The organism is Pseudomonas sp. MYb2, from assembly GCF_002979955.1.
Classification (GTDB): Bacteria; Pseudomonadota; Gammaproteobacteria; order Pseudomonadales; family Pseudomonadaceae; genus Aquipseudomonas.
The window spans coordinates 418,547-443,836 of sequence record NZ_PCQC01000004.1 but is presented as its reverse complement, the minus strand read 5'-3'; the positions used below and the strand labels follow the sequence as shown (position 1 = coordinate 443,836).

Genomic DNA, 25,290 nt, shown 5'->3' with positions numbered 1-25,290 from the left:
CATGGAACCGCCCCCTTGCCAGACACCCGCCCGCCCGTGCTTGATGAAATCGACCGGCAGCTAATCGCCGCCCTGCAAATCAACGCTCGCGAGAGCGTGGCAATGCTTGCCCGCCAATTGGGCATTGCGCGCACCACAGTGACGTCGCGATTGGCGCGTCTGGAAAAAGCCAAGGTGATCACCGGTTATGGCGTGCGCTTGGGTCAGCGGGTGGTCGATGGCGGCTTGCAGGCCTACGTCGGGATCAAGGTACAGCCGCGTTCTGGCAAGGAGGTGGTGCGCCGGTTGAGTGCGATGGCCCAAGTGCAGCAGTTGTGTGCGGTGAGTGGCGAGTTTGATTATGTGGCGTGGTTGCGTACCGATTCGCCGGAGCAGTTGGATCAACTGCTGGATCAGATTGGCAGCGTGGATGGGGTGGAGAAGACCACCACTTCGATCATTTTGAGTAGCAAGATTGATCGGGGGCAGCCGGTTTAAAGTTTTGATCGAGCTTCTCGGGTGAATTTCAGAGCCTCTTCGCGAGCAGGCTCGCTCCCACATTTTGGTCGGTGTGTATTCGCTGCTCGTCATATTGATCGCTAATCTGGCAAAACGACGACAATTTGCGTCTTATTAACGTGTTCCACGCTCCCTAGAATGGCTGGCATCTTTTCCTATACTCAGACGCGCATCCTGCGTCGGGTCGCCAGCAAGGTCAGCCATGAACAAGAACAATCGCCATCCTGCAGACGGTAAGAAACCAGTTACCATTTTCGGCCCGGACTTTCCGTTCGCGTTCGACGACTGGATCGAACACCCGGCCGGTCTCGGCAGCATTCCTGAGCACAATCACGGCGCTGAAGTGGCGATTGTCGGCGCGGGCATTGCCGGTCTGGTGGCGGCTTACGAGTTGATGAAGCTCGGCCTGAAACCGGTGGTTTATGAGGCGTCGAAGCTTGGCGGTCGTTTGCGCTCGCAAGCGTTCAACGGCACTGACGGCATCGTCGCTGAACTCGGCGGCATGCGTTTCCCGGTGTCTTCCACCGCGTTCTATCACTACGTCGACAAGCTCGGCCTGGAAACCAAACCTTTCCCGAACCCGCTGACGCCAGCCTCCGGCAGCACCGTGATCGATCTGGAAGGCAAAACCCATTACGCACAGAAACTGGCGGATCTTCCTGCATTGTTCCAGGAAGTGGCTGACGCCTGGGCGGATGCGCTGGAGGCCGGTTCGCAGTTCGCCGATATCCAGCAAGCCATCCGCGATCGCGATGTGCCCCGTCTGAAAGAGCTGTGGAATACCTTGGTGCCGCTGTGGGACGACCGCACGTTCTATGACTTCGTCGCCACCTCGGAAGCCTTTGCCAAACTGTCGTTCCATCACCGCGAAGTGTTTGGTCAGGTCGGTTTCGGCACCGGCGGCTGGGACTCGGACTTCCCGAACTCGATGCTGGAAATCTTCCGCGTGGTGATGACCAACTGTGACGATCACCAACACTTGGTGGTCGGCGGCGTTGAGCAAGTGCCGCAAGGCATCTGGCGGCATGTGCCGGAGCGCTGCGTGCACTGGCCGGAGGGCACCAGCCTGAAATCCCTGCACCGTGGTGCGCCGCGTTCCGGCGTGAAGAAAATCGCCCACGCGCCGGATGGCCGTTTCGCGGTCACCGACAACAACGGCGACACCCGCGAATACGCCGCTGTGCTGACCACTTGCCAGAGCTGGCTGCTGACCACGCAGATCGAATGCGACGAAAGCCTGTTCTCGCAGAAGATGTGGATGGCCCTCGACCGCACCCGCTACATGCAGTCGTCGAAAACCTTTGTGATGGTCGACCGGCCGTTCTGGAAGGACAAGGATCCGGAAACCGGCCGCGATTTGATGAGCATGACCCTCACTGATCGCCTGACCCGTGGCACTTACCTGTTCGACAACGGCGACGACAAACCGGGGGTGATCTGCCTGTCGTACTCGTGGATGAGCGATGCGCTGAAGATGCTGCCGCATCCGGTGGAGAAACGCGTGGAGCTGGCGTTGAATGCATTGAAAAAGATCTATCCGAAAGTCGACATCGCCGCGCGGATCATCGGCGATCCGATCACCGTTTCCTGGGAAGCCGATCCTTACTTCCTCGGTGCGTTCAAGGGCGCCCTGCCCGGCCACTATCGCTACAACCAGCGCATGTACGCGCACTTCATGCAGGACGAGATGCCGGCCGAGCAGCGCGGGATTTTCATCGCCGGCGACGACGTGTCGTGGACGCCAGCCTGGGTCGAAGGCGCAGTGCAGACCTCGCTCAACGCGGTGTGGGGGATCATGAAGCATTTCGGTGGTTCGACACATAAAGCGAACCCTGGCCCGGGTGATGTGTTCAAAGACATCGGCCCTATCGCCCTGCCCGAGTAAGAGGAATCCCTGATGCGTGTAGCCCTTTACCAATGCCCGCCGCTGCCCCTGGACCCCGCCACCAACCTGCAACGCCTGCATCAAGTGGCGATGGAGGCCAAGGGCGCTGACCTGCTGGTGCTGCCGGAGATGTTCATGACCGGCTACAACATTGGCGCCGAAGCGGTCAGCACATTGGCCGAGGTCTACAACGGTGAATGGGCGCAGCAGATCGGACGAATCGCCAAAGCCGCAGGTTTGGCGATTGTTTACGGCTATCCGGAGCGCACTGCCGACGGGCAGATCTACAACGCCGTGCAGCTGATCGATTCGAGCGGTGAGCGCCTGTGCAACTACCGCAAAACGCATCTGTTCGGTGATCTGGATCGCTCGATGTTCAGTCCCGGCGATGATGACTTCCCCATCGTCGAGCTCAACGGCTGGAAGCTGGGTTTCCTGATCTGCTACGACCTGGAATTCCCGGAAAACACCCGACTTCTGGCGCTCGCCGGCGCCGAGCTGATTCTGGTGCCGACGGCGAACATGATCCCATTCGATTTCGTCGCCGACGTCACGGTGCGTTCGCGTGCCTTCGAAAACCAGTGCTACGTGGCTTACGCCAACTATTGCGGCAGCGAAGGCGAGATCCATTATTGCGGGCAAAGCAGCCTCGCCGCGCCGGACGGCAGCCGTATTGCCCAGGCCGGACTCGACGAAGCGCTGATCATCGGCGAACTGGATCGACAGTTGATGCTCGACTCGCGCGCGGCCAATCGCTACCTCAGCGATCGCCGCCCCGAGCTTTACGGCGCGCTCAACCAGCGTTAATCCGCTAGCATTGGCACTTCACTGTTCTGGAAGTGCCCATGCCTGCGCTGACTCACCCCCGCCCCCACACTGAAACCCTGGCCAACGGCTTGCGTGTGACCCTGCGTCATGTGCCCGGTCTGAAGCGCAGCGCCGCCGCGTTGCGCGTAGCTGCAGGTAGCCATGACGTGCCATTGGCGTGGCCGGGGCTGGCGCATTTTCTCGAGCATTTGTTGTTTCTCGGCACTGAGCGTTTTCCTGCGGGCGAAGGGCTGATGGCCTATGTGCAAGGTCACGGTGGCCAAGTGAATGCCAGCACCCGCGAACGTACTACAGATTTTTTCTTTGAGTTGCCAACACGTTCGTTCAGCGCTGGGCTGGAACGTCTGTCAGACATGCTCGCCAAGCCGCGTATGAATCTGCACGATCAGTTGCGGGAACGCGAAGTGTTGCAGGCGGAATTTGTCGCCTGGTCGCAGGATCCTGCAGCGCAGCAGCAGTTTTCCTTGTACGAAGGTTTACCGGCAGAGCATCCGCTGCGCGGATTTCATGCGGGTAACCGGGAAAGCCTGAGCGTGGAAGATCCGGCGTTTCAGCAGGCGTTGAAAGATTTCCACCAACAGTTTTATCAGACCGGGCAAATGACCTTGAGTCTGACGGGCCCGCAAAGTCTTGAAGAACTCAAAGCGCTGGCTGAGTCATTCGCGTCCAAGTTGCCGGTTGGGGATAAAGTTGCGCAGGCCGCGCCCCTGCCGCTGGCGGTGAAAAGTTATCAACAGGTCGCTGAGAGACGCGGCAATCTTTTATTCGCGCTTGATGCTTTGCCTGAGTCATCTGTCGAAGCTTTGGCGTTTCTCTGCCATTGGCTAAGCAGCGCCAAGCCCGGCGGACTGCTGGCGTATTTGCAGCAACAACAACTGGCGGATGGGTTGAAAGCCACGCCGGTTTATCAGTTTGCCGGGCAAGCGTTGTTGCATCTGGAACTCACCGCCCCCTCCGAGCCGTTAAACGCCATTCGCGAACAACTGCTGGATTGGCTGAGCTTCTTTGCTCAGCAGGATTGGACACCATTGCGCAAAGAATACGCGGCGTTGCTTCAGCGGCATCAGCAAGTCAGCGGCGCACTGCAACTGGCGCGACTCGACAGCGAACAGCTGGATAATGGCCTGTCCGAGGCGGGCGTAGCAGCCCTCACGCAGATCCTCCGTGAAATCGGCACTGTGGATAACTTCGCCAACCAATGGCACCTGCCCGCCGCCAATCCTTTTCTGCGAACCGGCGAACCGTTGGCCAACGCCGGACTGATTCGCGGCCAGACCAGCGCCCACCGTGGCCTGCGCACGTTTGCTCAGGATCGCTCGCGCGGCCGGCGCGAACGCTCACCGATGCAGTTCAGCCAGGCGTTGCCGGACGGCGGCGATGAAGGCGCGATTTATCTACGCTGGCAGGTGGAGGCCGCCGCCAGCGCAGATCTGCAATCGCGGTTGCAGCGTAGTCTCTGGCAAACGCAGCAGGACGCGCGCGAGGCCGGCGTTGACTTGTCTTTCAGCGCCACGGGCAATCAATGGCTATTGAAACTGACCGGCCTGCAGGAGCCAATGCCCAGCGTCCTTGAGCACGCGCTGAAATGTCTTACGCAAGTTGAGGCGGATTCGCCGCTTACTGCGCCTAAAACGCCGCTGATCCCCATTCGCCAATTGCTTGAAGTGCTGCCGGAACGGGTTCTGCAATTCGCCAAAACCGGTGACGATGCCAAACAGCTGTGGACAACTTCGCGCTGGGACGGACTCGCGCTGGGTCTGAACCAACAAACGCAATCTGCCATGGGCCTGGCGCTGAGCCGTATTCCCGGCATTCCGGACAATCAGTTGCCCGCGCCGACGGCGCTCACCGCGCAAAAACAGTGGCGCCACATCGACACCGCCTCCAGCGAACATGCCTTGCTGCTGTTCTGCCCAACCGCCAGCGGCGACATTGCCGACGAAGCCGCATGGCGCCTGCTCGCGCAGCTTTGCCAGACGCCGTTCTATCAGCGCCTGCGAGTCGAATTGCAATTGGGTTACGCGGTGTTCAGTGCCCTTCGCCAGGTTCAGGGACAAACCGGCCTTTTATTTGGCGTGCAATCGCCAAGTGCCAAACCCGCGGAGTTGCTCGAACACATTCAACAGTTCCTCAAAGGCGTTCCCGCTTTGATCGAACAGCTTGATGACGCCAGTCTCGACCGGCACCGGCAAAACCTCGCCAATCAATTCGATGCTGCCACCCTGGCGGACAAAGACGCCGCCGAACTGTTGTGGCAGGCCAGACTCGCGGGCCACTCGTCGGATTATCTTGAGCAACTGATAGCCGCCATCGGCCAACTGAATCGCCAGACACTGCTCAACGCAGCGCAGCGCTTGATCGACGCAGAGGGCGGCTGGCTCTGCCTCGCCAGCGATCCAGCGCCCGAAACCCCGTGGTGAGCGGCAAATTGATCATTACCGAGGCTGCAAGGAGCTTTCTCAAAGATTCATGGGCATTTACCCGGAAATTTTGAGTAACATAGCAGCCTAACTATTTGGAACATCTATGCACTGCCGTGGACTATAACTATGGACAGCGCTATCCCACCAACCCTGAAGGAGACACCCATGTCCTGGACAAAACCAGCTTACACCGACCTGCGTATCGGCTTCGAAGTCACCATGTACTTCGCCAGCCGCTGAGTTCTGCTTACGTAGAATTGCAGTGCAACGCCTCGGCTCGCCGGGGCGTTTTATTTTCCGCGTTGAAATGATGGAGTGTTCATGTTCGTCCAGATTCTGGGTTCGGCCGCTGGCGGCGGTTTTCCGCAGTGGAACTGCAACTGCGTCAACTGCGCAGGTTTTCGCGACGGCAGCCTGAATGCCAAGGCCCGTACCCAATCGTCCATCGCGATTTCCGATGACGGCGTGAACTGGGTGCTGTGCAACGCCTCGCCGGACATCCGCGCGCAGCTGCAAAGCTTCGCCCCGATGCAACCGGGTCGCGCCCTGCGTGACACCGGCATCAGCGCGATCATCCTGATGGACAGCCAGATCGACCACACCACCGGTCTGCTCAGCCTGCGCGAAGGTTGCCCGCATCAGGTCTGGTGCACGGACATGGTTCACGAAGACCTCAGCACCGGTTTTCCGCTGTTCAAGATGCTCACGCACTGGAACGGCGGGCTTGACTGGAACCGCATCGAACTCGACCAGAGTTTCACCGTGGCCGCGTGCCCGAACCTGCGTTTCACCCCGCTGCCATTGCGCAGCGCCGCGCCACCGTACTCGCCGCACCGCTTCGATCCGCATCCGGGCGACAACATTGGCTTGATCGTTGAAGACCTGAAGACCGGCGGCAAACTGTTCTACGCGCCGGGTCTGGGCAAGGTCGATGCGCCGTTGCTGGAAATCATGGCCGGCAGCGATTGCCTGTTGGTCGACGGCACGATGTGGGATGACGATGAGATGCAGCGTCGTGGTGTTGGCACCCGCACCGGTCGCGAGATGGGCCATCTGGCGCAGAACGGACCTGGCGGCATGCTGGAAGTGCTGGAGCAGTTGCCGGAGCAGCGCAAAGTGCTTATCCACATCAACAACACCAACCCGATTCTCGATGAGGATTCGCCGGAGCGTGCGGAGTTGGCGCGGCGTGATGTTGAAGTGGCGTTCGATGGCATGAGTATTGTGCTGTAAGCATTTGAGAACGCTGCGCGGTCTATCGCGAGCAGGCTCACTCCTACATTGGAATGCGATCACCTGTAGGAGTGAGCCTGCTCGCGATAAGGCCGGCACAGACACCAGATATTTCTAGGGTTGTTCCCCGGAGAACCGCAATGACCGACTCCCCGCTGTCCCCCGCCGAATTCGAAGCGGCCCTGCGCGCCAAAGGCGCCTACTACCACATCCACCACCCGTATCACGTGGCGATGTACCAAGGCCGCGCCACGCGCGAGCAGATTCAGGGCTGGGTCGCCAACCGCTTTTACTATCAGGTGAACATCCCCCTGAAAGACGCGGCGATCCTCGCCAATTGCCCGGATCGGGAAATCCGCCGCGAATGGATTCAGCGCCTGCTCGACCACGACGGCGCCCCCGGCGAAGACGGCGGTATCGAAGCCTGGCTGCGTCTCGGTCAAGCGGTCGGTCTCGACCCGGATCAACTGCGTTCCCAGGAACTGGTATTGCCCGGCGTACGCTTTGCCGTCGACGCCTACGTCAACTTCGCCCGCCGCGCCAGTTGGCAGGAAGCCGCCAGCAGTTCGTTGACCGAGCTGTTCGCGCCGCAGATCCACCAGTCGCGCCTCGACAGCTGGCCGCAGCATTACCCGTGGATCGATCCGGCCGGTTACGAATACTTCCGCACCCGCCTCGGTCAGGCGCGGCGTGATGTCGAGCATGGTCTGGCGATCACGCTGGAGCACTACAAGACTCGCGAAGGTCAGGAGCGCATGCTGGAAATTCTCCAGTTCAAACTGGACATTCTTTGGAGCATGCTCGATGCCATGAGCATGGCCTACGAACTGAACCGCCCGCCGTATCACAGCGTGACCGAACAACGGGTCTGGCATAAAGGAATCACCTTATGAGTTTCGACCGCAGCAAAGTCCCGAGCTGGCGCCCTGGCTACCGCTTCCAGTACGAACCGGCGCAGAAAGGTCACGTGCTGCTCTATCCGGAAGGCATGATCAAGCTCAATGAAACCGCTGCGTTGATCGGCGGCTTGATTGACGGCGAACGTGATGTTGCGGCGATCATTGCCAAGCTCGATGAGCAGTTCCCCGGCGTGCCCGAGCTCGGTGACGACATCGAGCAATTCATGGAGGTTGCCCGTGCGCAGCACTGGATCACCCTTGGCTGATCTGCCGGCAAAACCTGAAATCGGCCTGCCGCTGTGGCTGCTCGCCGAGCTGACGTATCGCTGCCCGCTGCAATGCCCGTACTGCTCCAATCCACTGGATTTCGCCGAGCAGGGCAAAGAGCTGAGCACCGAGCAGTGGATCAAAGTCTTTCGCGAAGCGCGGGAGATGGGCGCGGCGCAACTGGGCTTTTCCGGTGGTGAACCGCTGGTGCGGCAGGATCTCGCCGAGCTGATTCATGAAGCGCGGCAGTTGGGTTTTTACACCAACCTGATCACTTCCGGCATCGGCCTGACTGAGCAAAAAATCAGCGACTTCAAGAAGGCTGGTCTCGATCACATCCAGATCAGTTTCCAGGCCAGCGACGAGCAAGTGAACAACCTGCTCGCTGGCTCGAAAAAGGCTTTCGCGCAGAAGCTGGAAATGGCCCGCGCGGTGAAGGCCCACGGTTATCCGATGGTGCTGAACTTCGTCACCCATCGGCACAACATCGACAAGATCGACCGCATCATCGAACTGTGCATTGCGCTTGAGGCCGACTTTGTTGAACTCGCCACTTGCCAGTTTTACGGTTGGGCGCAGCTCAATCGTGTCGGCCTGCTGCCGACCAAAGAGCAATTGGTGCGCGCCGAACGCATCACCAATGAATATCGGGCGAAGCTGGAAGCCGAAGGGCATCCGTGCAAGCTGATTTTCGTCACCCCGGATTACTACGAAGAACGCCCGAAAGCCTGCATGAACGGCTGGGGCAGCATCTTTCTGACGGTCACTCCGGACGGCACCGCCCTGCCCTGCCATGGCGCCCGACAGATGCCGGTACAATTTCCCAATGTGCGCGATCACAGCATGCAGCACATCTGGTACGACTCGTTTGGCTTCAATCGCTTTCGCGGTTACGACTGGATGCCGGAGCCGTGCCGCTCCTGCGACGAGAAAGAAAAAGACTTCGGCGGCTGCCGCTGCCAGGCATTCATGCTCACCGGTGATGCGAGCAACGCTGACCCTGTGTGCAGCAAATCCGAACATCACGGCGTGATCCTCAAGGCCCGCGAAGAAGCCGAGACCGCCACCCAAACCATCGAACAACTGGCCTTCCGCAATGAACGAAACTCGCGCCTCATCGCCAAGGGCTGAGCCTTTCAGCGCTTCGCAAGCCGTCGCTGCCGGCATGGACTTCGCCGAACTTCAGCTCGGCGCCAACGGGTTGTTCTGGAATGAATATCGCCCGGAAGATGCCGCGTGCCGGATCTGGCACTGGCGCGACGGCGTGGCGAAATGTCTGACGCCGAACGGCTTCAGTGTCCGCAGTCGGGTGTACGAATATGGCGGTGGCGCGTTTTGTCTGACGCCGGATGGGGTGGTTTTCGTCGCGGAGGCGGATCAGCAGCTGTATCGGCAGACGCTGGATGGAGCACCTGAGGCGCTGACGTCGGGCGAGTGTCGGTTTGGCGATCTGCATTTTGCGTTCGGCCAAGTGCTGGCGGTCGAAGAACAGCAAGATCAGCATCGGCTCGTAGCAATCGATCTGGCTGACGGGACGCGGCATTCATTGGCTGAAGGCGCGGATTTTTATGCGGCGCCAATCCTTAGTGTGGATGGCCAGCGTTTAGCGTGGATCGAGTGGAGTCGCCCGCATCAGCCATGGACGTCGACTCGGTTGATGGTGGCTGAGCGATTGACTGACGGGGCATTTGGTTCGCCGCGATGCGTTGCCGGCGCCGAGTTTGAAGAGTCCATCCAACAACCGCGATTCGATGCCGAAAATCGCCTGTATTGCCTGACCGATCGTGGTGGATTCTGGCAGCCGTGGGCTGAGACTTCCGACGGTTTGGAACCATTGCCTGCTGCACAAGCCGATCACGCGCCAGCACCGTGGCAACTGGGCGGCTGCACTTGGCTGCCTGTTGATAATTCGTATTTGGCGAGCTGGAGCGAAGGTGGTTTTGGCCGCCTGACGCTCGGTGACGAAGATTTCACGGGTGACTACAGCCGCTTCCGTCATCTCGCTGTGGATGAGCGACTTATCTACTGCATCGCCGCCTCACCGATCAGTCCTTCGGCGGTCATCGCCATTGATCGAACCACGCGAGAAGTGAACGTGCTGGTGGGTGGCGTGGCGCCCTTGCCTGCTGAACGCATCAGTCGTCCGCAAACACTGCGCTACCCAAGTGGTTCAGGCCAAGCTCACGGGTTCTTTTATCCAGCCATGAGCGGCGAGGCAAAACCGCCGCTGGTGGTGTTCATCCACGGTGGCCCGACATCGGCCTGCTACCCGATGCTTGATCCGCGCATTCAGTACTGGACGCAACGTGGCTTCGCCGTTGCTGATCTCAACTATCGCGGCAGCAGTGGATATGGCCGGGAATATCGCCAGGCCTTGTACCTGAGCTGGGGTGAGGTGGATGTCGAGGATGCTTGCGCGGTGGTGAGTTATCTGGCCGAGCAGGGTTTGATCGACGGTGATCGCGCGTTCATTCGGGGCGGCAGCGCAGGCGGTTACACAACGTTGTGTGCGCTGGCGTTCAAGCAGGTCTTCCGCGCCGGCGCCAGCCTTTACGGTGTCAGTGACCCGGTAGCGTTGGCTCGGGCGACGCACAAGTTCGAGGGGGATTATCTGGACTGGCTGATCGGCGATCCCGAACAGGACGCCGAACGCTACGCTGCCCGCACGCCGTTACTGCACGCGAGCAACATCCGCGTGCCGGTGATTTTCTTTCAGGGTGAACTGGACGCTGTGGTTGTCCCGCAACAGACTCGCGACATGGTCACGGCCCTGGAGCAGAACGGCATCCCGGTCGAAGCCCATTACTACCCCGACGAACGCCACGGCTTTCGCCGCGCGACCAATCAGGCGCATGCGCTGGAACAGGAGTGGAAATTCTATCGACGGGTGATGGGATTTACAGACTGAAACCCTCTCCCTGTAGGAGCTGCGGCACGCTGCGATCTTTTGATCCTGATCCTCGAATTAAAATCAAAAGATCGCAGCGTGCCGCAACTCCTACAGGTTTATGCCGCTGACTCAGCGCTTGGCGATGATGTACACCGCATGCACGATCCCCGGAATATACCCGCACAACGTCAGCAGAATGTTCAACCAGAACGCCCCGCCAAACCCGACCTGCAGAAACACACCCAGTGGTGGCAACAGAATAGCGATGATGATGCGAATGAAATCCATGGGGCAGCTCCTGTATGGGGGTTGGCTCACTTGAGCCATACAAGCTAATCGACCTGCGCCGTTCGTCAGGGTTCAGTGCAACTGCCATTTGATCGCCACCACCTCAAAAAAAACGCCCCACGCCAAAAGAATCAGGCGTGGGGCGTGCGTTATACCGCGAGACGGTTCTGGAAATCAGGTAGGAAACTTCAGCTCAGACGGCAATCCCTTTGCGGCATCGCAGTTGTGCGGTGCGCACTCGCGAGAACGCGCGGCCCAGGCGCAGGAGCATTTCGTCGATGTTGGCTTTGCTGACGGTGAGGGCCGGGGTGAAGCGCAGGCAGTTGGCTTGCGGGGCGTTGAGCAGCAGGCCTTCGTGGAGGGCGGCGTGGACCACGGCTTCGGCGGAATCGTCTGACAGGGTCAGTCCGTAGAACAGGCCTTGGCCGCGCAGTTCGCCGTGGTCGTAGCGGTGCGCCAATCGAGCCAGACCCTCGCGCAGGTGCTGACCGTTGTCGTTGACCTGCTGGAGAAAGCTGCGGTCGTGCACGCTGTCGAGCACCACCAGACCGGCGGCTGTCATCAGTGCGTTGCCGTGATGCGTACCACCGAGTTCGCCCGGCTCGAAACAGCAGGCCTTGCCCCGCGCCAGCAGCGCTGCCAAGGGCACGCCGCCGCCAAGCCCTTTACCGAGCACGACGATATCGGCGCGCACGCCGTAGGATTGTTCGGCGAGCAAGGATCCGCAGCGGCCGATGCCCGTTTGCACTTCGTCGAGGATCAGCAGAATGCCCAGTTCTCGGCACAGCCGCTCGACACCTTTGAGGTAATGTTCGGTGGCCGGCACAACCCCGGCATCACTCTGGATCGGTTCAAGCATGATTGCCACGGTTTGCGCATCGACCGCCGCATGCAGCGCCGGCAAGTCGTTGAATGGCACCTGATCGAAACCTGGCAACAGCGGCGCGAAACGGTTGTGCAGGTTGCAACTGTCCGAGGCAGAAATCGTCGCCAGACTACGGCCATGACACCCCTGCTTCGCGACAATAATCCGCGAGGCGCCGCCGCGATGCAGTTGGCCCCATTTGCGCGCCAGTTTGATTGCCGCTTCACAGGCTTCGCTGCCGCTATTGAGCAAGTACGCCTGATCGCTGGCGGTAGCGGCGCACAGACGCTCGGCGAGGTTGAGCATGCCGCGATTATGCAGATTGAAACCGGGGTTGATCAGTGCTTGCGCCTGACTGCTGATGGCTTTGACCAACGCCGAGGGGCTGTGGCCAAGGCTATTGGCGCCACCGGCCTGGGAAAAGTCGAGATAAGCGCGGTCATTACTGTCCCACAACCATGATCCCTGCCCCCGGACGAACACCTGTTGCGGTCGTTCGACGCTGGGCATCAGGCGCTCGACGCTGAGATTTTCGCTGTGGTCAGAAGGATTGGCCTCGAAAGCAAGGTCATCAAGACTCGGCATCTGGCGCCGCAAACTGAACAGATTCATTGAAAAACACCTCGTTTGAGGTGTTTTGAACTGCCTATGTAAACACTATCAAAGCGAACGCTATTCATCGCGCTTTCTGGCCCTGTAAGCCTTGTGAATGCGGTTAGACTAGGCTCACTGACGCCTTCGGGCCATTTCGATTTCCCAGCATTTTCGATAAGCATTACTTATGGATTTCAAACAACTGCGTTATTTCGTCGCGGTCTACGAAGAAGGCCATGTCGGCCGTGCCGCTGAACGCCTGTCGATCTCGCAACCGGCGCTGTCGCAGCAGATTCGCCAGCTCGAACAGAACCTTGACGTCACCCTGTTCGAGCGCAGCAGCAAACGCCTGCTGCCCACCCTCGCCGCGCATACGTTGTACAACCACGCACTGCCGCTGCTTGATGGTCTGCAACGGGCGCGCGAGGCATTGGGCAACTTCAAGGGCCAGGCATTGCGCACGCTGGCGATTGGCGTGCTGCAAACGGTGCACACCAGTCTGGTGCCGCAAATGCTCGAGCGGGTGCGCAAGGCGCAGCCGCATCTGGTGGTGCAGATTTACGAATTGACCGGGCTTGAGATCGAACGACGTCTGCTCAATGGCTCCCTGGATATCGGCATCAGTTATCTCCCGCCGCGCCAACCGGGCTTGCACGGCGTGATGCTCTACGAAGACGAACTGACACTGGTGATCCCGGCGGATCATCCGCTGCGCGAATTCAAGAAAGTCTCGATGCGCCAGGCCGCTGAATTGCCGATGTTGCTATTGGGCGAAGAGTTTCAGATCCGCCAGATCTGGCAGGCACAACTCACTGCCCTTGGGCGACGTCCGCAGGTGCAGGCCGAGCTGAATAATATGGTGGGGATTCTCGACAGTCTGCCGCACACCAAACTGGCGACGGTGCTGCCGGGTCGTTCGCAGAAGGAATACGACGATCAGGACCTGTTGTGGAAACCGCTGAGCGAACCACGGGTGCCACTGAAGGTTGGTTTGGTCTGTCGTGATGTACAGCGCCAGCAAGCACCTTTGGCGCTGTTGCAGACATTGCTGGAGGAAGTGATACAGCGCGAAGTGAGGCCTGAGCAGGAACCTCTGGCCTGATCACTTTTCTGCGGGCAAAAGAAAACCCCGCCGAAGCGGGGCTTTGCAGACTGTTTCCCTGACATCCATTTCACTCCGCCACCCTGGCAGAATCCTACGTGTCCGTGTTGTTGCTTTGCGCTTCCTGCGCGACGTCCATGAAATGTAGATTAGCCGTGGATCCAATCTACGCATATGGGAGAACAGCAGCACGTCATGTAAGAGAATGCTTACATGACGCTATCGCATCAGAATTGCGCTGCATCCAACAGGAACAACGACTCGCTACCGGCCTTCACTGAGGCGCTCAACGAGTGGATGCGCGGCAGCAGACGGGCGAAGTAGAAGCGCGCAGTGCCAAGCTTGCTGGCGTAGAAATCGTCCTGCGTTTCTTTGCCCAGCGAAGCCTTGGCCATCAGTGCCCACATGTAGGCGTACGCCGTGTAACCGAACGCTTGCAAATATTCGACCGAAGCCGCGCCGATTTCGTTCGGATTGTTTTTCGCCCGATCCAGCAACCACGACGTCAGTTCGTCGAGGGTGTCGACAGCGTCGTTCAACGGTCTGGTGAATTCGCCCAGATCGGCACTGGCCGTTGCGGAGAAATGACGGATCTCGTCAGCAAACAATTTGTAGAACGCGCCGCCGCTGCCGACGATCTTGCGACCAACCAGGTCCAGCGCCTGAATGCCGTTGGTGCCTTCATAGATCTGGGTGATGCGCACGTCACGCACCAGTTGCTCCTGCCCCCACTCGCGGATGTAACCGTGGCCGCCGAAAATCTGCTGGCCGTGCACGGTGGTTTCCAGACCCAGATCGGTAAGGAAAGCCTTGGCCACTGGCGTCAGCAGAGCAACCAGATCCTCAGCACGCTTACGCGTTGTAGCGTCTTCACTGAACTTGGCAGTGTCGAGTTGCATCGCCACGTAGGTGGAGAACGCACGGCCGCCCTCGTTCGAGGCTTTCATGGTCAGCAGCATGCGCCGCACGTCCGGGTGGACGATGATCGGGTCAGCGACTTTGTCTTTGTTCTGCGCGCCGGTTGGCGAACGGCTTTGCAGACGGTCGCGGGCGTATTCAACGGCGTTCTGGTACGAACGCTCACCAGTCGCCAGGCCTTGGATACCAACGCCCAGCCGCTCGTAGTTCATCATGGTGAACATCGCGGCCAAGCCTTTGTTTGGCTCGCCGACCAGATAACCGACAGCTTCGTCGAAGTTCATCACGCAGGTCGCGGACGCCTGGATGCCCATTTTATGTTCGATCGAACCGCAGTTCGCCGGGTTGCGTGCGCCCAGGCTGCCGTCGGCATTGACCATGAACTTCGGCACCAGGAACAGCGAAATGCCTTTCGGGCCCGCCGGGGCATCTGGCAGTTTGGCCAGCACCAGGTGAATGATGTTTTCGGTAAGGTCGTGTTCGCCACCGGTGATGAAGATCTTGGTGCCGCTGACCTTGTAGGAACCGTCGGCCTGAGGCTCGGCCTTGGTGCGAATAATCCCCAGGTCGGTGCCGGCGTGCGGCTCGGTCAGGCACATCGAACCGGCCCAGACGCCGGCGTACATGTTCGGCAAGTAGGCGGCTTTCAGCTCTTCGCTGGCGTGGGCGTTGATCGACAGGCAGGCGCCAGCGGTCAGCATCGGGTACAGACCGAAGGACAGGCTGGCAGAGTTGACCATTTCTTCAACTTGGGCCGAGACGGCTTTGGGCATGCCCATGCCGCCGTATTGCGGATCGCCACCGACGCCAACCCAACCGCCTTCAGCATAAGTCTGATAAGCCTGTGGGAAACCGGCCGGGGTGGTGACGGCACCGTCCGACCAGTGACAACCTTCTTCGTCAGCCGCACGGCTCAGAGGCGCGATGCTTTTGCTGGTGACCTTGCCGGCCTCTTCGAGAATGGCTTCAACGGTTTCGGCGTCGACGGTCTCGGCCAGCGCTGGCAGTTCGGCCCAGAGTTTGGCGACTTCGAACACTTCATTGAGGACGAAGCGCATATCGCGCAGCGGCGCTTTGTAGTCAGCCATGGCAAACCTCGCAAGATCTAAACAGGTGATTCGTGGAATGGTGTTTTCGTTGAGGCGGAGTGTACCTCAACAACTTTTGCGACACATAGGGTCAACCGGTGACTGATTTGTTATTTTTAGTCACCACAAAAAAGATCGCAGCCTTCGGCAGCTCCTACAGAGAAATTAGATCCCGTGTAGGAGCTGCCGAAGGCTCGGGCCGCGATCGGACGATCTTTTGATCTTCCTTAAAGCGCAAACACCTCCGCCGGCAACTTCATCAAACAATCACTCCCCGCCTCGATCGCCGCTCGATGCGCCGCCGTACGCGGCAACAATCGCTTGAAGTAAAACTCGCTCGTCGCCAATTTGCCCCGCAGGTAATCCGCCTCACCCTCGCCCGCTTCCAGTTGCGCCTGCGCCACCAACGCCATGCGCAACCACAGATAACCGAGAATGATGTAACCGCTGTACATCAGGTAATCCACCGACGCCGCGCCCACTTCATCCGGATTCTTCATCGCCGCCATGCCGACCTTCATGGTCAGGTCGCCCCACTGCTGGTTCAACTGATTGAGTTGCGCAACGAAACTGCCCAGTTGCGGATGCTCGGCGTTGGCTGCGCAGAATTTGTGGACGATTTTGGTGAAGCCACGCAGCAACTTACCCTGACTGCCCAGCACCTTACGTCCGAGCAGATCCAGCGCCTGAATGCCATTGGTGCCTTCGTAGATCGGTGCAATCCGACAGTCGCGAACCAACTGCTCCATGCCCCACTCGCGAATAAAACCGTGGCCACCAAACACCTGCATGCCGTGGTTGGTCACTTCCAGCCCGGTGTCGGTCATGAACGCCTTGCAGATCGGCGTGAGGAACGCCAACAGGTCTTCCGCCTCCTGCCGTGCCTCGGCGTCGCTGCTCAGATGCGCGACATCGAGCAACTGCGCGGTGAAGTAGGTCAACGCGCGGTTGCCTTCGTTGAAAGCTTTCATGGTCAGCAACATGCGCCGCACGTCCGGGTGGACGATGATCGGGTCGGCCGCTTTTTCCGGGGCTTTGGCGCCAGTCAGTGAGCGCATCTGCAAGCGGTCGTTGGCGTATTTGATCGCGCCCTGAAAGCTTGCCTCGCCCAGACACAACCCCTGCATGCCGGTGCCGAGCCGCGCGTGGTTCATCATGGTGAACATGCAGTTCAGGCCCTTGTTCGGTTCGCCGATCAGGTAGCCCTTGGCGCCGTCGAAGTTGAGCACGCAAGTGGCCGACGCTTTGATGCCCATCTTGTGCTCGATCGAACCGCAAGACACGCCGTTGCGCTCGCCTGCTTCGCCCGCCGCATCCGGCAAGAACTTCGGCACGATAAACAGCGAAATCCCTTTGGTCCCTGCCGGCGCGTCCGGCAGTTTCGCCAACACCAGATGGATGATGTTGTCGCTCATGTCGTGCTCGCCGGCAGAGATGAAAATCTTGCTGCCGGTGACCGCATAACTGCCGTCAGCCTGAGGCACGGCGCGGGTCTTGATGATGCCCAGGTCAGTGCCGCAGTGGGCTTCGGTCAGGCACATGGTGCCGGTCCATTGCCCGGCGGTGAGTTTGCTCAGGTAAGTTTCTTTTTGCTCGGCAGTGCCGTGGGCATGGATTGCCGACATCGCTCCGTGGGTCAGGCCCGGGTACATGCCCCAGGAGGTGTTGCTGGAGCCGACCATTTCGCTGATCACCAATCCCAGCGAACTCGGCAAGCCCTGGCCGCCATACACCGGATCCGCCGCCAGACCATGCCAGCCGCCCTCGACGTATTGTGCGAAGGCTTGCTTGAAGCCTGTAGGCGTTGTCACCACACCGTTGTCGAAATGGCAGCCCTCTTCGTCACCGCTGCGATTGAGCGGCGCGAGGACGTTCTCGCAGAACTTCGCACCCTCTTCGAGAATCGCGTTGATCATGTCCGGGCTGGCGTCGTGGGCGCCGAGGGCGGCGTAGTTGCTGTGAAAGTCGAAGACGTGGTCGATCAGAAAGCGCATGTCGCGCAGGGGAGCTTTGTACTCAGGCATGGTGGCTTCTCCGTCAGCAGATTTCTCCAACCTACTGCTGGCCACCACGCCCCACAATCACTGTGCAGACGCTGAATGCGCCGTCATCACTCAACCTGCGGCCGTGTCCATGCGCACCGCGCCGCGGCGGTTTTGTCCGTATGCCACCACGCAGTTACGCCCCGCGCCCTTAGCGGCGTAAAGCGCCTCGTCGGCGGACTTCAGCACTTGCTCCGGATTGCGCTGTTCCACTCGTTCGGCGACGCCGATGCTCACCGTCACCGATACGCTGGAGGCACCCGAGCCGGCCCGGCGCTGACGACCCTGTTGATCATCCTGCGGACGGTTTTCCTGATTGCGCAATTGAATGCTGTAGGAAGCAATCGACTCGCGGATCACTTCCAGATGCGGCATGCACTCCTCAAGGGTTTTGCCTGCAAACACCAAGGCGAATTCCTCACCACCATAGCGATACGCCCTACCGCCACCGCTGATTTTCGCCAGTTTGCTGGCGACCAGACGCAGCACCTGGTCACCGACATCGTGGCCATGGGTGTCGTTGAATTTCTTGAAGTGATCGACGTCACTCATCGCCAACACGTAGTTACGACCGAGGCGTTGCATGCGTTCGTTAAGTGCGCGGCGGCCCGGCAGACCGGTGAGTTCGTCGCGGAAGGCCATTTGATATGCCTCATGCGCAACTGCTGCGGCAATCATCAGCATCACCTGGCTGCACATGATGTTCAGGGTGAACGGCAGGATGAAGGTTTTCGGCAGCATCCAGAACACCCCGAGCAAGCCGACCAGTTGCGCCGCGTGCAGTGGGCGCGGATTGCGCCAGTATTGCCAGGCGAGCAACAGAAATGCCGAGATAAACACGGGATAGGACAGTTGGATCAGACTCATCCACGCACCGTGCAGTGCTGGCCAGCGAATCTCCGACAGCCAGATCAGCAGCGCCTGGGGATAACTTTGCTCAAGGCCCAACGCGACGCTGCCGAATGCCAGTAAAACGGCAAACCGCGCCACCATGTCCTGAAACAGATGCGTGCGCTCCTGCCACGCGGCGAAGAGGCCGAACAGTAAGGGCAGCAACAGGCAGACCAGATGAAACACTACCGCAGCGTCTTCGCGGACCTTGCCGTTGTCACGGTAATAATCGGTCTGGGTATCGAGGAGAAAGTAGGCGATGTACACCGTGAGCATCAGAAACAGTTCACGCTGACGGCGGTAAACCGCGCAATAAGCACCACCCAACAACAGCACCAACGTCGGCAACACATTGAACAGCGAAGTGAAGAACACGTTGAGGTCTTTGACGTACGCAGCCGCCAACCCCGCGAGTAATAAAAGCAGTGAAGGTAGGAAATGACTGAAACGTACAGCGGAAGAACGCGGCAAGGGTAAAGCTCCGACCCGTCATGGCAAAGAGATGGCATTGTGCCTGCAAAGTGCAGCCAAGCCCACACAATGTGATCCAGATCACACACTGTCTCTTTAACGGCCGGAAGCTCGACTATCTGAGCGATTCGCCAACAAAAAAACCGCTGCCCCCTAACGGGAGCAGCGGTTTTCATAAGACAGCGCTAGAGCTTAGTAACCCAGCGCGAAGTCTTCTTCTTTCATGTCCATCAGGTTGTTGGCGCCCGACAGCATGGTGGCCACGTGCGTACGGGTACGCGGCAGGATGCGCTGGAAGTAGAAGCGCGCAGTTTGCAGCTTGGCGGTATAGAACGCTGCGTCGCCAGTGCCTTCTGCCAGCTTCTCGGCAGCCAGACGCGCCATGTCGGCCCAGAAGTAAGCCAGGCAGGCATAACCGGAGTACATCAGGTAATCCACGGAGGCCGCGCCGACTTCTTCGCGATCTTTCATGGCAGCCATACCGACCTTCATGGTCAGCTCGCCCCACTCTTTGTTGATTGCCGCCAACGGTGCGACGAACTCTGCAACGGCTTCGTTGCCTTCGTTGTTCTGGCAGAACTTGTGGACGATCTTGGTGAAGCCTTTCAGAGCTTCGCCTTGAGTCATCAGCACTTTACGGCCGAGCAGGTCGAGCGCCTGAATACCGGTGGTGCCTTCGTACAGCATCGAAATGCGGCTGTCGCGAACGTTCTGCTCCATGCCCCACTCGGCGATGAAGCCGTGGCCGCCGTAGATCTGCACGCCGTGGTTGGCGGATTCGAAACCGACTTCGGTCATGAACGCCTTGGCGATCGGAGTCATGAAGGCCAGCAGTGCGTCGGCTTTCTTCTTCTCTTCTTCGTCCACACCGTATTTGACGATGTCGACCTGTTTGGCGGTGAAGTACACCATCGCACGGTTGCCTTCGGCGAACGCCTTCATGGTCAACAGCATGCGGCGTACGTCAGGGTGCACGATGATCGGGTCAGCGGCTTTTTCCGGCGCTTTCGGGCCAGTCAGGGAGCGCATTTGCAGACGATCGCGAGCGTATTTCAAGCCACCCTGGAAACCGATTTCGGCGTGGGCCAGACCTTGCAGCGCGGTGCCCAGACGTGCGGTGTTCATAAAGGTGAACATGCAGTTCAGGCCTTTGTTCGCCGGGCCGATCAGGTAACCGGTAGCGCCGTCGAAGTTCATCACGCAAGTGGCGTTGCCGTGGATGCCCATCTTGTGTTCCAGCGAACCGCAGGTCACTGCGTTGCGCTCACCGACAGTGCCATCGGCATTCGGCATGAACTTTGGAACGATGAACAGCGAGATGCCTTTGGTGCCAGCCGGCGCGTCCGGCAGGCGAGCCAGCACGATGTGGACGATGTTGTCGGCCATGTCGTGTTCACCGGCCGAGATGAAGATCTTGGTGCCGGAGACTTTGTAGGAACCATCAGCCTGAGGTTCGGCCTTGGTACGCAGCATGCCCAGGTCGGTGCCGCAGTGCGGTTCGGTCAGGCACATGGTGCCGGTCCATTCGCCGGAAACCAGTTTGGTCAGATAGGCTTCTTGCTGCTCAGGGGTGCCGTGCTCGGAGATGGTGTTCATCGCGCCGTGCGACAGGCCTGGGTACATGCCCCACGACCAGTTGGCTTCACCAACCATTTCGCTCACTGCCAGACCCAGCGACTCAGGCAGGCCTTGACCGCCGTGCTCGACGTCGTGAGCGAGGCTCGGCCAGCCGCCTTCGACGAATTGCTTGTAAGCCTCTTTGAAGCCGGTCGGGGTTTTCACGCCGGACTCGCTCCAGGTGCAACCTTCGAGGTCGCCCACGCGGTTCAGCGGTGCCAGTACCTGCTCACAAAACTTGGCGCCTTCTTCGAGAATGGCGTCAACCATGTCCGGAGTTGCGTCTGCGCAAGCCGGAAGGCTCTGATAGTGCGCTTCGTAGCCGAGCAGCTCGTCACGAACGAAGCGAATATCACGCAAGGGGGCCTTGTAGTCAGGCATAGCGATAAACCTCTGCTGATGTAACCGGGAATGAACGACCGTGTTGATTTGTTGTGACGGTCAAACAGTTGTTTGAAACATACGTTTACGCCGAAATCTTGTCAAGCATCGATCTTTTGCCGTTCGTCATCAGATTTTTAAAACGTCGGACACAGCAAAACGCCATGCACTCGAACGAGCCACGGGCGCTGAAAAAAGATTAGTTGAGGGAGAAGGACTTACAACAAAAAACGCCGCGAAAGGTCGCGGCGTTCAGCGTGCAGAAGACAAGAAAATCAGGCGAACGTATCGATGATCGTACCGAGCACTTCATCGGAAGCCTTGGCGACTTTCACACCCAGCTCTGCCTGGATCTTGCCCTGAGACATCTCGACCACATTGCTGGCCAGATCCGATTGCTGGGCACGATCGACACCACGCAGACGATCGATTTGCACTTCGGACGACTGGCTGGTCACCGAGCGTTCGATGGTGTTGTTGGCTATCTGGCTGGCCGCCTGATCGACGCGGTTCTGACCGCTCTGGATCGAGCTCAAACCTGCATAAAAAGCTGTGTTACCGGAGATTTCCATAACAGTTCTCATCCTTGGGAAGGATCAACGACCGCCATTGAAGCAGAGGCGTCAGAAAAACACCCGTCAAAAACACTAATGGCACAGTGCCTGCCCATAGAGAAAAGCTTAGTCGAGCAGATCCAGCTGTAAATGATCTGCCACCGCTTCTGCACTCAAGGCCTTGAGTTTAGGCACGCGTCCAAGACACGGTGCCGGAATCCGCTCAGCCAGCGTCGCGAGATTCTCCTCCAGCCGCGAAGTCTTCGGGTCGATGATATTCGCCACCCATCCCGCCAGTTGCAAACCATCACGGGCAATCGCCTCGGCCGTCAGCAAGGCATGACTGATACACCCCAACCGCACGCCCACCACCAGAATCACCGGCAGCTTCAGCGCAATCGCCAGATCCGACAGATTATCCTGATCGGCCAAAGGCACTCGCCAGCCACCCGCGCCCTCGATCAGAGTGAAATCGGCGTTCATCGCCAGAATTTCGCGCATCGGTGCCAGCAGCGATTGCACGGTCAAAGCCACGCCCGCCTCTCGCGCCGCCAAATGCGGAGCGATCGCCGGTTCGAACGCCACCGGATTGACCTGTTGATAACTCAGCGGCAACGAACATTCGGCCAGCAGCGCCAACGCATCGGCATTGCGCAACCCCTTGGGCGTCACTTCGCACCCGGATGCCACCGGTTTGCCCGCCGCTGTACTCAACCCGGCGGAGCGCGCCGCATGCAGCAACCCGGCGGCAACCGTGGTCTTGCCGACATCGGTGTCCGTTCCGGTAATGAAATAGGCTGCGCTCATACGGGTTTCTCCAACACGGCGTAGACCACCTGATAAGTCGCCGGCAATCCCGACGCCTCACGGAACTGCTCGTAAGCTTCGACCAGCCCGAGAATCCGCGCGCGCCCGGTCAAACCGCCCGGCCGTCCCGGGTTCAGATTGTGCGCACCCAAGGCTTTCAACTCGTGGGTCAAACTGCGCACATCCGGGTAATGCAGTACATGCGCCTGATTCTCTAGACTCAGCGTGCGCAAACCACTCGCCGTGCACAGTTGCTGATAGCGGGCGAACTCGCGGAAGCGGTTGACGTGCACCAGCCCGTCGACCTGCCGCCAGCTATCGCGCAGCTCAAACAACGTCCCTGTACAAAGACTAGCAAACGCAAAGATTCCGCCCGGTTTCAATACGCGAAAGGCTTCGTTGAGCACTGCGTCGAAATCCGCACACCACTGCACCGCGAGGCTGGAGAAGATCAGGTCGCAGGTCGAATCCTGTAACGGCAGCCGTTCCGCATCGCCGGCAATGAAATGCTGCGCGCCACCCAACGGACGTGCGTGCTCGAGCATGCCCTCGGCAATGTCCAGCGCCACACCGTGGCTCTCGGCAAACCGCGAAGCCAACGCGCGGGTGAAGTAACCCGTGCCACAACCGAGATCCAGCCAGCGCGCCGGGACGAAATCCGTCGACAGGCGCTGAATCAACTGTGTACCAACATCACGTTGCAACTCGGCGACGCTGTCGTAACTGGCCGCTGCACGGGAAAAAGACGCTGCGACCTGACGCTTGTCAGGCAAGCCGCCAGGCAGCACAAGAGACAAATCAGTCATCACCGCACTCATGTAAAAAAGCCTGGATTGCACCCGCCAGTCCGTGGGGGTCTTCCAGAAGAAACGCATGACTGGCCTGTTCGATCAGACCAATTTCGATATCCGGCAAAAGCGCGAACAACGCCCCCGCCGCTTCGGCCGGGACCAGACCGTCCTGCCCGCCGAACAAATGAAACTGCGGGCCACGAAACGCCTGCAGCGCCTCGCGGGTGTCGATCTGCGCGAGCAATTCCAGTCCCGCCATCAACGCCGCCGGCGTAGTCTGCGGTACGCCGCCGAGCATCAATCGCGACAAGCCGCGCGGATCCTGCGCACCTTGAGCACACAGCAGCGAGAAACGTTTGAGGGTCATCCGCGAATCAGCCTGGCAACCGGCAAGAAACGCATCGAAGGTCTCACCCGGCATCGCGTTCGGCCAATGTTCATGAGCAACAAAGGAAGGATTGCTCGCCAGCGTCAGCAAACCGCAGCAACGCTCGCCACGCCGTGCCGCCAATTCGGCCGCAAGCATGCCGCCCAGCGACCAGCCGCCCAGCCACACGTCCTGAGGAATGCGCTCGTCGAGTTCGTCGAGCCAGTCTTGCAGGTCGCTGGAATCCAGCTCCGGCAACGGCTCGATTTCAACGTTGAGATGTTCATCGAGCCCCTGCAGTGCCGCCGCCAGAGGCTCCATCGGCGAAATACCGAGGCCCCAGCCGGGCAGCAGAATCAGGCGATTACGCATGGTTTGGCTCCGGCGTCAGTTGGGCAAAGCAATCAGCCAGTCCCTCTAACAATAGCTGCACCTGCGCCTCGCTGTGAGCAGCGGTCAGGGTCACGCGCAGCCGAGCGCTGCCGGCAGGAACGGTCGGCGGGCGAATCGCAGTGACCATCAGCCCACGCTCGCGCAACATCTGCGACAGACGCACCGCGCGCCCGGCATCGCCGATCATGATCGGCTGGATCGGTGTGAAGCTGTCCATCAACTCCAGCCCGATCTGCTCGGCGCCACGGCGGAACTGGCGGATCAACGTCTGCAGATGCGCTCGGCGCCAATGCTCGGTGCGCAGCAGTTCAAGACTTTTCAGCGTTGCACACGCGAGCGCCGGCGGCTGGCTGGTGGTGTAGATGTACGGGCGGGCGAACTGGACCAGACTTTCGATCAGCTCCTCGCTGCCAGCGACAAATGCCCCAGCGGTGCCGAACGCTTTACCAAGGGTGCCGACCAGTACCGGCACATCCTCCTGGCTCAAACCGAAATGCTCGACGATGCCACCGCCATTTGCCCCCAGCGGCCCGAAACCGTGAGCGTCATCGACCATCAGCCATGCACCTTTGGCCTTGGCTTCGCGGGCCAGTGCCGGCAGGTCGGCCAGATCGCCGTCCATGCTGAACACGCCGTCGGTGACCACCAGCGTGTTGCCGGTGGCTTTCTCCAGGCGCTTGGCCAGACTGTCCGCGTCGTTGTGTAGATAGCGATTGAAACGCGCACCGGACAACAAACCGGCATCCAGCAGCGAAGCATGATTGAGGCGGTCTTCCAGCACCGTATCGCCCTGCCCGACCAGCGCAGTGACCGCGCCGAGGTTGGCCATGTAGCCGGTAGTGAACAGCAGCGCACGCGGGCGACCGGTGAGGTCGGCCAAGGCTTCTTCGAGGGCATGATGCGGACTGCTGTGGCCGATCACCAAGTGCGAAGCACCGCCACCGACGCCCCATCGCTGCGCGCCGTGACGCCAGGCTTCGATGACTTGCGGGTGATTGGCCAGGCCCAGGTAATCGTTGTTGCAGAAGGCGAGCAACGGTTTGCCGTCGACCACCACTTCGGGCCCCTGCGGGGACTCAAGCAGCGGGCGCTGGCGATAGAGGTTTTCGGCACGGCGGGCAGCAAGGCGTGCGGCGAGATCGAAAGACATGCAGGCCTCACATCTGAAAAATGACTGTGTAGGAGCTGCCGAAGGCTG

General features: G+C 59.7%; 22 protein-coding genes. 11 read left to right on the top strand and 11 right to left on the bottom strand.

Translation table 11 applies throughout. The features are described from left to right. The first annotated feature begins 15 nt into the window (after window positions 1-15). From CQ009_RS09415 to CQ009_RS09370, 10 genes are all read left to right on the top strand, one after another. Window positions 16-477 carry an Lrp/AsnC family transcriptional regulator gene (locus CQ009_RS09415; RefSeq protein WP_064388226.1) on the top strand — a complete coding sequence of 154 codons (462 nt, stop codon included), beginning with the start codon at window positions 16-18 and terminating at the stop codon, window positions 475-477. 223 nt (window positions 478-700) lie between these two features. Continuing rightward, window positions 701-2,383 (top strand): NAD(P)/FAD-dependent oxidoreductase, encoded by a 1,683-nt coding sequence (locus tag CQ009_RS09410; RefSeq protein WP_064388224.1) that lies wholly within the window; start codon window positions 701-703, stop codon window positions 2,381-2,383. Between the two features lie 12 nt (window positions 2,384-2,395). After that, the gene (locus CQ009_RS09405) at window positions 2,396-3,190 is read left to right on the top strand and encodes a carbon-nitrogen hydrolase family protein (protein WP_105705759.1); all 795 of its coding nucleotides are present in this window, start codon (window positions 2,396-2,398) and stop codon (window positions 3,188-3,190) included. A 38-nt stretch (window positions 3,191-3,228) separates the two neighbouring features. Then, window positions 3,229-5,631, top strand: coding sequence for a pyrroloquinoline quinone biosynthesis protein PqqF (gene pqqF, locus CQ009_RS09400; RefSeq protein WP_105705756.1), 2,403 nt, complete (start codon window positions 3,229-3,231; stop codon window positions 5,629-5,631). A 168-nt stretch (window positions 5,632-5,799) separates the two neighbouring features. Then, window positions 5,800-5,874 carry a pyrroloquinoline quinone precursor peptide PqqA gene (gene pqqA / locus CQ009_RS09395; protein ID WP_003422658.1) on the top strand — a complete coding sequence of 25 codons (75 nt, stop codon included), beginning with the start codon at window positions 5,800-5,802 and terminating at the stop codon, window positions 5,872-5,874. 81 nt (window positions 5,875-5,955) lie between these two features. Continuing rightward, window positions 5,956-6,867, top strand: a complete 912-nt coding sequence (pqqB, locus tag CQ009_RS09390) for a pyrroloquinoline quinone biosynthesis protein PqqB (protein ID WP_105705754.1) — start codon at window positions 5,956-5,958, stop codon at window positions 6,865-6,867. Window positions 6,868-7,007: 140 nt separating this feature from the next. Then, window positions 7,008-7,760: a pyrroloquinoline-quinone synthase PqqC gene (gene pqqC / locus CQ009_RS09385; protein ID WP_105705752.1), complete on the top strand. Its 753-nt coding sequence runs from the start codon at window positions 7,008-7,010 to the stop codon at window positions 7,758-7,760. Then, window positions 7,757-8,032, top strand: coding sequence for a pyrroloquinoline quinone biosynthesis peptide chaperone PqqD (gene pqqD, locus CQ009_RS09380; RefSeq protein ID WP_105705750.1), 276 nt, complete (start codon window positions 7,757-7,759; stop codon window positions 8,030-8,032). The genes pqqC and pqqD overlap by 4 nt, the downstream gene beginning before the upstream one ends. Then, window positions 8,004-9,164: a pyrroloquinoline quinone biosynthesis protein PqqE gene (pqqE, locus tag CQ009_RS09375; RefSeq protein WP_064388212.1), complete on the top strand. Its 1,161-nt coding sequence runs from the start codon at window positions 8,004-8,006 to the stop codon at window positions 9,162-9,164. The genes pqqD and pqqE overlap by 29 nt, the downstream gene beginning before the upstream one ends. Further along, a complete protein-coding gene (locus CQ009_RS09370) occupies window positions 9,130-10,941 on the top strand; it encodes a S9 family peptidase (protein WP_105705747.1) in 1,812 nt (603 codons plus the stop codon). The genes pqqE and CQ009_RS09370 overlap by 35 nt, the downstream gene beginning before the upstream one ends. Window positions 10,942-11,052: 111 nt before the next feature. Here CQ009_RS09370 and CQ009_RS09365 read toward each other — a convergent pair whose 3' ends face one another. Both CQ009_RS09365 and CQ009_RS09360 read right to left on the bottom strand, forming a co-directional pair. Then, window positions 11,053-11,211, bottom strand: coding sequence for a YqaE/Pmp3 family membrane protein (locus CQ009_RS09365; RefSeq protein ID WP_003228885.1), 159 nt, complete (start codon window positions 11,209-11,211; stop codon window positions 11,053-11,055). Between the two features lie 193 nt (window positions 11,212-11,404). After that, complete coding sequence (locus CQ009_RS09360; protein ID WP_105705745.1) at window positions 11,405-12,688, bottom strand: aspartate aminotransferase family protein; 1,284 nt, start codon at window positions 12,686-12,688, stop codon at window positions 11,405-11,407. A gap of 169 nt (window positions 12,689-12,857) precedes the next feature. Between CQ009_RS09360 and CQ009_RS09355 the strand changes: the two genes are divergently transcribed. Beyond that, window positions 12,858-13,772, top strand: coding sequence for a LysR family transcriptional regulator (locus tag CQ009_RS09355; protein WP_105705743.1), 915 nt, complete (start codon window positions 12,858-12,860; stop codon window positions 13,770-13,772). 227 nt (window positions 13,773-13,999) lie between these two features. On the opposite strand, the gene CQ009_RS09350 is transcribed toward CQ009_RS09355, so the two are convergent. The 9 genes from CQ009_RS09350 to bioF form a co-directional block, all read right to left on the bottom strand. Beyond that, on the bottom strand, window positions 14,000-15,778 hold the full coding sequence (locus CQ009_RS09350; protein ID WP_105705741.1) for an acyl-CoA dehydrogenase C-terminal domain-containing protein: 1,779 nt from the start codon (window positions 15,776-15,778) through the stop codon (window positions 14,000-14,002). A gap of 227 nt (window positions 15,779-16,005) precedes the next feature. Continuing rightward, window positions 16,006-17,802, bottom strand: coding sequence for an acyl-CoA dehydrogenase C-terminal domain-containing protein (locus tag CQ009_RS09345; protein WP_105705739.1), 1,797 nt, complete (start codon window positions 17,800-17,802; stop codon window positions 16,006-16,008). A gap of 90 nt (window positions 17,803-17,892) precedes the next feature. Further along, window positions 17,893-19,182: a GGDEF domain-containing protein gene (locus tag CQ009_RS09340; RefSeq protein ID WP_105705737.1), complete on the bottom strand. Its 1,290-nt coding sequence runs from the start codon at window positions 19,180-19,182 to the stop codon at window positions 17,893-17,895. 192 nt (window positions 19,183-19,374) lie between these two features. Continuing rightward, window positions 19,375-21,180 (bottom strand): phenylacyl-CoA dehydrogenase, encoded by a 1,806-nt coding sequence (locus CQ009_RS09335; RefSeq protein ID WP_008085151.1) that lies wholly within the window; start codon window positions 21,178-21,180, stop codon window positions 19,375-19,377. Between the two features lie 275 nt (window positions 21,181-21,455). Next, window positions 21,456-21,752, bottom strand: coding sequence for a hypothetical protein (locus CQ009_RS09330; protein WP_064388199.1), 297 nt, complete (start codon window positions 21,750-21,752; stop codon window positions 21,456-21,458). Between the two features lie 108 nt (window positions 21,753-21,860). After that, complete coding sequence (gene bioD / locus CQ009_RS09325; RefSeq protein ID WP_016983173.1) at window positions 21,861-22,541, bottom strand: dethiobiotin synthase; 681 nt, start codon at window positions 22,539-22,541, stop codon at window positions 21,861-21,863. Then, entirely contained in the window at window positions 22,538-23,347 is an 810-nt protein-coding gene (bioC, locus tag CQ009_RS09320; protein ID WP_105705735.1) for a malonyl-ACP O-methyltransferase BioC, read from the bottom strand. The genes bioD and bioC overlap by 4 nt, the downstream gene beginning before the upstream one ends. Beyond that, a complete protein-coding gene (locus CQ009_RS09315) occupies window positions 23,340-24,071 on the bottom strand; it encodes an alpha/beta fold hydrolase (RefSeq protein ID WP_105705733.1) in 732 nt (243 codons plus the stop codon). The genes bioC and CQ009_RS09315 overlap by 8 nt, the downstream gene beginning before the upstream one ends. Then, complete coding sequence (gene bioF, locus CQ009_RS09310; RefSeq protein WP_105705732.1) at window positions 24,064-25,242, bottom strand: 8-amino-7-oxononanoate synthase; 1,179 nt, start codon at window positions 25,240-25,242, stop codon at window positions 24,064-24,066. Before bioF ends, CQ009_RS09315 begins: the two co-directional genes overlap by 8 nt. Window positions 25,243-25,290 lie beyond the last annotated feature (48 nt).

What these genes read in the sequence shown, in the direction of transcription:
- CQ009_RS09410 (WP_064388224.1), top strand. Translation starts at nt 701, where the DNA reads ATGAACAAGAACAATCGCCATCCTGCAGACGGTAAGAAACCAGTTACC.
- CQ009_RS09405 (WP_105705759.1), top strand. Translation starts at nt 2,396, where the DNA reads ATGCGTGTAGCCCTTTACCAATGCCCGCCGCTGCCCCTGGACCCCGCC.
- pqqF (WP_105705756.1), top strand. Translation starts at nt 3,229, where the DNA reads ATGCCTGCGCTGACTCACCCCCGCCCCCACACTGAAACCCTGGCCAAC.
- pqqB (WP_105705754.1), top strand. Translation starts at nt 5,956, where the DNA reads ATGTTCGTCCAGATTCTGGGTTCGGCCGCTGGCGGCGGTTTTCCGCAG.
- pqqC (WP_105705752.1), top strand. Translation starts at nt 7,008, where the DNA reads ATGACCGACTCCCCGCTGTCCCCCGCCGAATTCGAAGCGGCCCTGCGC.
- pqqD (WP_105705750.1), top strand. Translation starts at nt 7,757, where the DNA reads ATGAGTTTCGACCGCAGCAAAGTCCCGAGCTGGCGCCCTGGCTACCGC.
- CQ009_RS09370 (WP_105705747.1), top strand. Translation starts at nt 9,130, where the DNA reads ATGAACGAAACTCGCGCCTCATCGCCAAGGGCTGAGCCTTTCAGCGCT.
- CQ009_RS09365 (WP_003228885.1), bottom strand. Translation starts at nt 11,211, where the DNA reads ATGGATTTCATTCGCATCATCATCGCTATTCTGTTGCCACCACTGGGT.
- CQ009_RS09360 (WP_105705745.1), bottom strand. Translation starts at nt 12,688, where the DNA reads ATGAATCTGTTCAGTTTGCGGCGCCAGATGCCGAGTCTTGATGACCTT.
- CQ009_RS09355 (WP_105705743.1), top strand. Translation starts at nt 12,858, where the DNA reads ATGGATTTCAAACAACTGCGTTATTTCGTCGCGGTCTACGAAGAAGGC.
- CQ009_RS09350 (WP_105705741.1), bottom strand. Translation starts at nt 15,778, where the DNA reads ATGGCTGACTACAAAGCGCCGCTGCGCGATATGCGCTTCGTCCTCAAT.
- CQ009_RS09345 (WP_105705739.1), bottom strand. Translation starts at nt 17,802, where the DNA reads ATGCCTGAGTACAAAGCTCCCCTGCGCGACATGCGCTTTCTGATCGAC.
- CQ009_RS09335 (WP_008085151.1), bottom strand. Translation starts at nt 21,180, where the DNA reads ATGCCTGACTACAAGGCCCCCTTGCGTGATATTCGCTTCGTTCGTGAC.
- CQ009_RS09330 (WP_064388199.1), bottom strand. Translation starts at nt 21,752, where the DNA reads ATGGAAATCTCCGGTAACACAGCTTTTTATGCAGGTTTGAGCTCGATC.
- bioD (WP_016983173.1), bottom strand. Translation starts at nt 22,541, where the DNA reads ATGAGCGCAGCCTATTTCATTACCGGAACGGACACCGATGTCGGCAAG.
- bioC (WP_105705735.1), bottom strand. Translation starts at nt 23,347, where the DNA reads ATGACTGATTTGTCTCTTGTGCTGCCTGGCGGCTTGCCTGACAAGCGT.
- CQ009_RS09315 (WP_105705733.1), bottom strand. Translation starts at nt 24,071, where the DNA reads ATGCGTAATCGCCTGATTCTGCTGCCCGGCTGGGGCCTCGGTATTTCG.
- bioF (WP_105705732.1), bottom strand. Translation starts at nt 25,242, where the DNA reads ATGTCTTTCGATCTCGCCGCACGCCTTGCTGCCCGCCGTGCCGAAAAC.